The following is a 7,820-nucleotide window of genomic DNA, read 5'->3' on the forward strand; positions in this document are numbered from 1 at the left end:
CGCGAGGCCCTACGCCTCCCGCACCACGGTCTTCAGATAATTATACGCCTTGATGATCTCGATCAGGCGGTCTTCGGTGGAGCGGTCGCCGCCGTTGGCGTCGGGGTGGTGCTGCTTCACCAGCGCCTTGTACTTGGTCTTGACGTCGGCGAGCGTGGAATCGGGGCCGAGGCCCATGACCTGGAGCGCCTTGCGCTCGGCGTTCATCACCTTGCGCGTCTCGGCCTTGGGCGCGGCTTCGGGGCCCTTCCGCCAGCCCGCGCGGCCGTTGATCTCGCTAAACATGCTGAACGGGTCGGCCGCCATGTCGATCTCGGCTTCCGCACCCTTCTTGCCGCCATTGGCGCCCATCTTCCAGGTCGGACGGTGGCCGGTCAGCGCATCCTTCTGGTAGCGCGCGACGGCATCGGCATTCATGCCGGAGAAGAAATTGTAGTTCTGGTTGTACTCGCGCACATGGTTCAGGCAGAAGTGCCAGTACTCGCGCTGGTTCTCACGGCCCTTCGGCGCGCGATGCGCGCCCTTGTTCTGGCACCCGGCCCATTCGCAACCGACCGCGGTGTCGCGCGGCTTCACTTCCGGCTGCTTGCCCCGCGGCTTCACGCGGATGGAGTCGAAGAACTTTGATGAATCGATCGGCATGGCTGACTTTGACTACGCAATGCAAAAACCTTCAAGTCTTGACATTGCAATTAGCTGCGAACCCCGGCAATTGACGGGTGTGATCTCTGCACCCGGATGGCACAACATGGCTATGCGCGACACTATCAGCAACAAGTTGCAGGAAGCTTTCACGCCGGAAAGCCTCGATGTCGTCGACGAGTCACATCTGCATGAAGGCCACGCCGGCCATCGGCCAGGCGGTGAGACGCACTTCCGTGTGTATATCGTGTCTGATGCCTTCAAAGGGAAGAGCCGGGTCGAGCGCCACCGCATGATAAATTCGGCGCTGGCCGCGGAACTCTCCGGCAGCGTGCACGCGCTGGCGATCCAGGCGAAGGCGCCGGGGGAAAACTAGCTTCGTCATTCCGGGGCGGCTCGAAGAGCCGAACCCGGAATCTCGAGATTCTCGGGTGCGCAAGGGCGCACCCTAGTTCGATGCTCCGCATCGCCCCGGAATGACTGGGGGCTTAGAACGACGTCCCCGCCCGTCTCGGCTTCGCCTCTTCCAGCTCCGCCTCGCGCGGCACCGGTGAAATACGGAGCGCGGTGATGCGGTTGCGCTCGCGGCGCAGCACGCGGAAGCGGAAGCCGTGGAACGTAAAGCTCTGGCCGCGGTCGGGGATCGAGCGCGCCTCGTGGATGACGAGGCCGGCGACGGTGGTTGCCTCTTCATCGGGCAGGTGCCAGTCCATGGCGCGGTTGAGATCGCGGATCGGCACCGAGCCGTCGACCACGACCGAGCCGTCCGGCTGGGCGCGCACGCCGGCGACCACGACGTCGTGCTCGTCGGAGATGTCGCCGACGATCTCCTCCAAAATGTCTTCCAGCGTCACCAGACCTTCGACTTCGCCATACTCGTCGACGACGAGCGCGAAATGGGTCTTGCGGCGGCGGAAGGCCTTGAGCTGCTCGGCGAGCGGCCGCATCTCCGGCACGAACCAGGGCGGCAGCGCGATGGTGGAGACGTCGATGCGCGAGGTGTCGCCGTCCGCAGCACGGATCGCGCGCAGGAGGTCCTTGGCATGGAGCACGCCGATGATGTTCTCCGGCTTCTCGCGCCAGAGCGGGATGCGGGTGTATTCGGTCGCCAGCACCTCGCGCACCAGCTCCTCCGGCGGCAAATCGGCGTTGATCATCATCATTTCGGTGCGATGGATCATGACGTCGGAGACCTGGAGCTCGCGCAGGTCCAAGAGGCCGCCGAGCATGTCGCGGTCCTGCTTCTCGAACTTGCCCTCGTGGTGCAACAGGTCGACCGCGCCGCGCAGGCGCTCGGTCGGCGACAGGATCGCCTGGTGCTCGCCGGCGAGGCCGAACAGGCGCATGAGCAGGCGCACGATGACCTCGACGATGCGCAGCAGCGGCCCCAGCACGTACATCGTCAGCCGCATCGGGCGCGCGACCGCAAGCGCGACGCGGTCGGGCGCATTGATCGCGATGGTCTTGGGCAGCACCTCCGCGAAGATCACGACCAGCGCGGTCATCACGCCGGTCGCATAGAGCACGCCGACATCGCCGAACCAGGCCGTGAAGATGGCGGTGGCGATCGCCGAGGAGCCGATATTGGCGATGTTGTTGCCGAGCAGCAGCGCCCCGATCAGGCGCTCGCGCATGTCGAGCAGATCGGAGACGACATCGGCGTCGTGATTACCCTGCTTGGAGAGGCGGAGCATGCTGGCGCGCGAGGCGCCGGTCAGCGCGGTCTCGCTCGCGGCGAAGAACGCCGAGACCAGGAGGCAGAGGACGACGATGGTGAATCCGAGCCAGTCCATGCATCACTCGACAGCAAGTATCACGCCCTGAGGGCGAGCTTGTCCTTCAGGAAGTCCCGCACCGGGGCCGGCTCGACATCCTTCGCGATCACCGCGCGCCCGACGGCCTCCAGCAGGATGAAGGTGAGCTTGCCGCGCGTGACCTTCTTGTCCTGCGCCATCAAGGCCATCAGCGCGTCGGCATCGGCAAGCCCTTCCTGCGCAAAGCCCGCGATGTCCTGCAGGCGCGTCGGCAGGCCGGCTTCGATCAGATGCCGCTCGACGCGCGACGCATCGGCTTCGCCGATCATGCCGAGCTTTGCCGAGAACTGCGCCGCCAGCGTCATGCCGATGGCAACGCCTTCGCCGTGGAACAGGCGGTCGGAGAAGCCGGTCGCAGCTTCCAGCGCGTGACCGAAGGTATGGCCGAGATTGAGCAGCGCGCGCTCGCCGGTCTCGCGCTCGTCGCGGGAGACGATTCCGGCCTTGGCGCGGCAGGAGGTCGCGATCGCATGCTCGCGCGCCGAGCCGCCCTTGAAGATGTCGGAATGGTTCTTCTCCAGCCAGGTGAAGAAGGCTTCGTCGCCGAGCACGCCGTATTTGGCGACCTCGGCATAGCCGGCGCGGAACTGCCGCGGCGACAGCGTGTCGAGCACGGCGGTGTCGGCGACCACCAGCACCGGCTGGTGGAACGCGCCGAGCAAATTCTTGCCCTGCGGCGAGTTGATGCCGGTCTTGCCGCCGACGGATGAATCGACCTGCGCCAGCAGCGAGGTCGGCACCTGCACGAAATCGACGCCGCGGCGCAGGATCGCCGCGGCAAAGCCGGCGAGATCGCCGACCACGCCGCCGCCGAGCGCGATGACGAGATCGTTGCGCTCGATCTTGGCGGCGATCAGGGCCTCGCTGACCTTTTCGAGGCCGGCATAGGTCTTGGAGATTTCGCCTTCCTCGACGACGACGCGCGAGGTCGGGATGCCGCTGGCGGCAAGCGAAGCCTCGGTGGGCTCGAGCCAGTGTTTTGCAACGGTTCGATCCGTCACGATCGCCGTGCGCACGCCGGGACGCAAGGCCGCGACCCGTTCGCCGAGCGAGGCCAGCACCCCGCGGCCGATGACGATGTCATAGGCACGGTTCCCGAGCGCGACCTCGACGTTGACGGGATCGGAATGTTTCAGCGGCGCAGTCATCGTATGGCACTCGCAACGTCGGCAGGTGGTTGGGTGGCTTGCTCACCACAGAGATGCGCGCGCAGCGCCTCGATGGTCTCCTCGACGATTCTGTCGTGCGGCACGTCGCGCGAGGCGATGGTGAGATCGGCATGGCCGTAGACCGGCTCGCGCTCGGTGAGCAGGCGCGTCACGGTTCCCTCGGGGTCGGCGGTCTGGAGCAGCGGGCGGTCGGCACGGCGCCGCACGCGGCGCATGATGACGTCGTGGTCCGCCTTGAGCCAGATCGACACCGCCTTCGCCGCGATGCGCGCGCGCGTCTCCTCGCGCATGAATGCGCCGCCGCCGGTTGCCAGTACCACCGGCCCGCTGTCGAGCAGCCGCGCGATCACCCTGGCCTCGCCGTCGCGGAAATATTGCTCGCCGTGGCGCTCGAAGATCTCCGGGATGGTCATCTGGGCCGAGGTCTCGATCTCGGTGTCGGCGTCGACGAAGGGAAGCTTCAGCCGGGTCGCCATGCGGCGGCCGATGGTGGATTTGCCCACCCCCATCATGCCGACGAGCACGATCGAGCGCGCCCCGAGCGCCGACAGGATGTCGGCTTCGGGCGAAGCTGGTATCGGCAACGCGGCGTCGGACATGGATATTGCTCTGGATCTCGCTCTGGATCTCGCTCGATCTGCCGCCAAAGGCGGCATGCTTTGGCCACCTATACGACCCCGCAGGGGGCCTCGCCAGTGGACTCTTGCCACGAAACGGCGAACATGTTGGATGATTTCATTGGTTAATTTGCCCGCCAGTCCCCTGCAGAGACCCCAGAACGATGCCCAGCCTGTTCCGCTTCCTGACGGTCGTCGCCGTGATCGCCGGCATCGTCTATGGCGTGGTCTTCGCACTGGCCAATTTCGTCAGTCCCAAGTCGCGGGAAATGACGGTGACGATCCCGCCGGACAAGTTTCTCAAGAAATAGACGCTGGTTGCACGCGTCAGGCGCCCTGCGAACTTCGCGTCAAAGCGAGGCGCAGCAGGCGCAAGAATAGCTGCGTATCTTCGAGAAGATTCTGGCCCGCGGCCTGCGCCTCCTTGATCCCTTCCATCGCCGCCACGATGATGCCGGCGAGGTCTGTCGGCGAGGCCTTCAAAGCGTCCAGGGTGATCGCATTCCGCGCTTGCGCATCGGCCAGTGCGCGAGCAAGCAAAGCCACCAACCGGGCGCGTGCGGCCAGCGTGATGTCCTTGGCCAGCGTCATATTGGCGTCGAACAGCTCTGCCGCGTCCGCGCTGCCGGCGAACGGCACGATCAAATCGCGCTGGAACGCTGCAATCGCCAGCTCGATCCGGCTGAACACGTCGCCGTCGCCGGCGAGCGCGGCTTCGACGCTGCGCATCGTCTTGGCATGCGCCCGCTCCGACCCGGCCCGAAACAATTCCTCCTTGCTGCCAAAGCTCAAATAGAGCGCCGCGCGCGAGATGCCCGCCGCCCGCGCGATGTCGGCCATCGACGTCTTGCGGAAGCCGTGGCGGACGAACACCGGCAATGCCGCCTCGAGAATTGCTCCGGCCTTGTGATCGCTGTCTTTCATCGAGACATATTGACAGTTCGGGTCCAATTCGTCAAAAGACGATTAGACAGCTGCAGTCTAATTGTCCAATTCGACTTGATCGGAGTTCAAGATCTTGAAAAATCAAATGGATTCTCAACTTCCTCAACCGACCGCCACGGTCCTGGTGACCGGCGTCGGCGGATTTCTCGGCGGCCATGTCGCCAGCCAGCTGCTGGCGAGCGGCTATCGCGTGCGCGGGACCGTCCGCAGTCTGCACGCCTGCAACCGGATCCGGAGCCAGATTTGCGCGACCGCGCCTGCCGCCGCCGGTGCGCTCAGTTTTGCCCGGGCGGATCTTTGCTCCGACGACGGATGGGACGACGCTCTGAAGGGCTGTCGCTATGTCATTCACACGGCCTCGCCATTTCCAGCGGGATTGCCTGACAACGCAGACGAGCTGATCCAGACCGCGCGCGACGGTGCGCTACGCGTGTTGCGCGCGGCCCATGACGCCGGCGTGGCACGCGTGGTGCTGACATCCTCGATTGCCGCCACCAATCACGGTAGCGGCCGGCCTCCCTACACCGAGAACGATTGGACCGATCCGACCAGCGCGCGGGCGACGCCCTACTACAAATCGAAAACGCTGGCCGAGCAGGCCGCGTGGAGCTTTGCGCGGAACAGCGGGCTCGATCTGTGCGTGATCAATCCCGGCATGATCTTCGGACCGCTGCTCGGCCCACAATACGGCACGTCCGTCGGACTGATCCAGCAAATGATGAGCGGCAAGTTGAAGCGTGTGCCGCGCTTTGGCTTTGCGGTCGCGGATGTGCGCGATGTGGCCGACGCCCATATCCGCGCGATGACCTGTCCTGATGCCGCCGGAGAGCGCTTCATCGTCGGCGGAGGTTTTTTCTGGTTGAGGGACTTGGCCGCGGTGCTGGCGACATCGTTTCCGGCTTATGCGGCCCGCTTGCCGCGCGGCGACGTGCCGAACTGGATGGTGAGGGCGCTGGCCCCGTTCAGCGGGCGCTCCCGCATGATCGTGCATGAGCTCGACCGCGACCTCAGCGTCAGCGCCGCCAAGGCGCACCGCGTGCTGAACTGGCAACCACGGCCTGATGAGGATTGCATCCGGGCCAGCGCCCAAAGCCTGATCGACCATCGCTTGATCGCCACGCCGTAGACGGCTGGACCCCCTCGCCCACCCTTGCAGAACTGGAGAACCACCAATGACGACGCACGCGACCGACACGGACTCACCGCAAGCCGAGCACATCCGCAACACCGAACGGGCCCGGCTGCGCGCGCTGGTCGAGGGAGACATTGCGCAGGCGGAGCCGCTTCATGCACCGGAGTTTCAGTTGATAACGCCCATCGGCATGCCGCTCTCCAAGGGCGAATATCTGGGTGCGATCCAGAGCGGGCAGATCCAGTACCTGATGTGGGAACCCGGCGCGATCGCCGTCCGCCAGCAGAACGATCACGCCGTGATCCGATATCGCGCCAGGCTGGAGATCGTTTTTGCTGGCCACCGCGTTGCCCCTGCGGACTATTGGCACACCGACACTTACGAGCACCGCGAGGGGCGTTGGATGGTGGTCTGGTCGCAGGCGACGGCGATCAGCGAAATGGCCTAGAATTTCGAAGAGAGCGTTCGGGCCCGCTCCACATTGCTGGTGAGTTTCTCAAGAAATAGGAGCTAGCCTCCCGGGCATGCGCACCAAGCCCTCAGATGCCAAGCTCACCGGCCTGTTCCTCGACATGCTCGCGGCGGAACAGGGCGCCGGACCCAACACGCTCGACGCCTATCGCCGCGACCTCACCGATTTCTCGGAATTTTTGGGCCGCGTCGGGCACAGCTTTGCCGACGCCGAGACGCAAAATTTGCGCGATTATCTCGCCGATCTCGATGCCCGCGGCTTCAAATCCACCAGCGTCGCGCGGCGGCTGTCGGCGATGCGGCATCTCTATCGCTTCCTGCTGAACGAACGCATCCGAGCTGAGGATCCCGCCGCGATCCTGTCCGGCCCCAAGCGCGGCCGCGGCCTGCCGAAGGTGCTGTCGATCGCCGATGTCGATCGCATGCTCCGCCGCGCCAAGGAATTGAGCGAGGCGCAAGATGCCTCGCCGTCGAAGCGGCTGCGCGCCTTGCGGCTGTATTGCCTGCTCGAGGTGCTCTACGCCACCGGCCTGCGCGTCTCCGAGCTGGTGGCGCTGCCGCGCTCGGCGGCCAAGCGCGACGCCCGCATGATCGTGGTGCGCGGCAAGGGCAACAAGGAGCGCCTGGTGCCGCTCAACGAGGCCTCGCGCCAGGCGATGGCGGATTATCTCGCGGCGACGGAAGCTGCGAAGACGGAGAAGAAGAAGGACAGCCTCGCCGCCTCCAAGTGGCTGTTCCCCTCGTTCGGCGAGAGCGGACATCTGACGCGCCAGCATTTTGCCCGCGACCTCAAGGAGCTCGCGGTCGCCTCGGGGCTGCAGGCGCGGCTGGTCTCCCCGCACGTGCTGCGCCATGCCTTTGCCAGCCATCTCCTGCACAATGGTGCCGATTTGCGCATCGTGCAGACCCTGCTCGGCCACACCGACATCTCGACGACGCAGATCTACACCCATGTGGTGGAGGAGCGGCTGAAGAGCCTCGTGCGCGACCTGCACCCGCTGGCGGAGAAGTGACTGTCGTCCCTGCGAAA

The 7,820-nt window shown here is 65.4% G+C and carries 10 protein-coding genes; 5 read left to right on the top strand and 5 right to left on the bottom strand.

The window, feature by feature from the left end; translation table 11 throughout:
- Positions 1 to 9 precede the first annotated feature (9 nt).
- Positions 10 to 642, bottom strand: coding sequence for a J domain-containing protein (locus XI03_RS13245; RefSeq protein WP_028141863.1), 633 nt, complete (start codon positions 640 to 642; stop codon positions 10 to 12).
- Positions 643 to 748: 106 nt separating this feature from the next.
- Between XI03_RS13245 and XI03_RS13250 the strand changes: the two genes are divergently transcribed.
- Complete coding sequence (locus tag XI03_RS13250; protein WP_028141864.1) at positions 749 to 1,018, top strand: BolA family protein; 270 nt, start codon at positions 749 to 751, stop codon at positions 1,016 to 1,018.
- Between the two features lie 112 nt (positions 1,019 to 1,130).
- Here the strand turns inward: XI03_RS13250 and XI03_RS13255 are convergent, their stop codons facing one another.
- The 3 genes from XI03_RS13255 to XI03_RS13265 are packed head-to-tail and all read right to left on the bottom strand — an operon-like array spanning position 1,131 to position 4,224.
- Complete coding sequence (locus XI03_RS13255; protein WP_028141865.1) at positions 1,131 to 2,435, bottom strand: HlyC/CorC family transporter; 1,305 nt, start codon at positions 2,433 to 2,435, stop codon at positions 1,131 to 1,133.
- 20 nt (positions 2,436 to 2,455) lie between these two features.
- A complete protein-coding gene (gene aroB / locus XI03_RS13260; RefSeq protein ID WP_028141866.1) occupies positions 2,456 to 3,604 on the bottom strand; it encodes a 3-dehydroquinate synthase in 1,149 nt (382 codons plus the stop codon).
- On the bottom strand, positions 3,601 to 4,224 hold the full coding sequence (locus XI03_RS13265) for a shikimate kinase (protein ID WP_028141867.1): 624 nt from the start codon (positions 4,222 to 4,224) through the stop codon (positions 3,601 to 3,603). The genes aroB and XI03_RS13265 overlap by 4 nt, the downstream gene beginning before the upstream one ends.
- A 182-nt stretch (positions 4,225 to 4,406) precedes the next feature.
- Here XI03_RS13265 and XI03_RS13270 point away from each other — a divergent pair, with 182 nt between their 5' ends.
- On the top strand, positions 4,407 to 4,553 hold the full coding sequence (locus tag XI03_RS13270) for a hypothetical protein (RefSeq protein WP_014439243.1): 147 nt from the start codon (positions 4,407 to 4,409) through the stop codon (positions 4,551 to 4,553).
- A 16-nt stretch (positions 4,554 to 4,569) separates the two neighbouring features.
- Here XI03_RS13270 and XI03_RS13275 read toward each other — a convergent pair whose 3' ends face one another.
- Entirely contained in the window at positions 4,570 to 5,166 is a 597-nt protein-coding gene (locus XI03_RS13275) for a TetR/AcrR family transcriptional regulator (RefSeq protein ID WP_038951268.1), read from the bottom strand.
- Positions 5,167 to 5,272: 106 nt separating this feature from the next.
- Here XI03_RS13275 and XI03_RS13280 point away from each other — a divergent pair, with 106 nt between their 5' ends.
- The 3 genes from XI03_RS13280 (at position 5,273) to xerD (ending at position 7,803) form a co-directional block, all read left to right on the top strand.
- Positions 5,273 to 6,313, top strand: a complete 1,041-nt coding sequence (locus tag XI03_RS13280) for an SDR family oxidoreductase (protein WP_038972786.1) — start codon at positions 5,273 to 5,275, stop codon at positions 6,311 to 6,313.
- A 46-nt stretch (positions 6,314 to 6,359) separates the two neighbouring features.
- Positions 6,360 to 6,767: a nuclear transport factor 2 family protein gene (locus XI03_RS13285; RefSeq protein ID WP_028141870.1), complete on the top strand. Its 408-nt coding sequence runs from the start codon at positions 6,360 to 6,362 to the stop codon at positions 6,765 to 6,767.
- A gap of 76 nt (positions 6,768 to 6,843) precedes the next feature.
- Positions 6,844 to 7,803 carry a site-specific tyrosine recombinase XerD gene (gene xerD / locus XI03_RS13290; RefSeq protein WP_028141871.1) on the top strand — a complete coding sequence of 320 codons (960 nt, stop codon included), beginning with the start codon at positions 6,844 to 6,846 and terminating at the stop codon, positions 7,801 to 7,803.
- Positions 7,804 to 7,820: the final 17 nt, after the last annotated feature.

It is taken from the genome of Bradyrhizobium sp. CCBAU 65884, from assembly GCF_028128835.1.
GTDB lineage: Bacteria > Pseudomonadota > Alphaproteobacteria > Rhizobiales > Xanthobacteraceae > Bradyrhizobium > Bradyrhizobium ottawaense.

Coding starts and splice junctions, on each gene's coding strand:
- XI03_RS13280 (WP_038972786.1), top strand. CDS start 5,273: ATGGATTCTCAACTTCCTCAACCGACCGCCACGGTCCTGGTGACCGGC.
- XI03_RS13285 (WP_028141870.1), top strand. CDS start 6,360: ATGACGACGCACGCGACCGACACGGACTCACCGCAAGCCGAGCACATC.
- XI03_RS13265 (WP_028141867.1), bottom strand. CDS start 4,224: ATGTCCGACGCCGCGTTGCCGATACCAGCTTCGCCCGAAGCCGACATC.
- XI03_RS13245 (WP_028141863.1), bottom strand. CDS start 642: ATGCCGATCGATTCATCAAAGTTCTTCGACTCCATCCGCGTGAAGCCG.
- XI03_RS13255 (WP_028141865.1), bottom strand. CDS start 2,435: ATGGACTGGCTCGGATTCACCATCGTCGTCCTCTGCCTCCTGGTCTCG.
- XI03_RS13275 (WP_038951268.1), bottom strand. CDS start 5,166: ATGAAAGACAGCGATCACAAGGCCGGAGCAATTCTCGAGGCGGCATTG.
- XI03_RS13270 (WP_014439243.1), top strand. CDS start 4,407: ATGCCCAGCCTGTTCCGCTTCCTGACGGTCGTCGCCGTGATCGCCGGC.
- XI03_RS13250 (WP_028141864.1), top strand. CDS start 749: ATGGCTATGCGCGACACTATCAGCAACAAGTTGCAGGAAGCTTTCACG.
- aroB (WP_028141866.1), bottom strand. CDS start 3,604: ATGACTGCGCCGCTGAAACATTCCGATCCCGTCAACGTCGAGGTCGCG.
- xerD (WP_028141871.1), top strand. CDS start 6,844: ATGCGCACCAAGCCCTCAGATGCCAAGCTCACCGGCCTGTTCCTCGAC.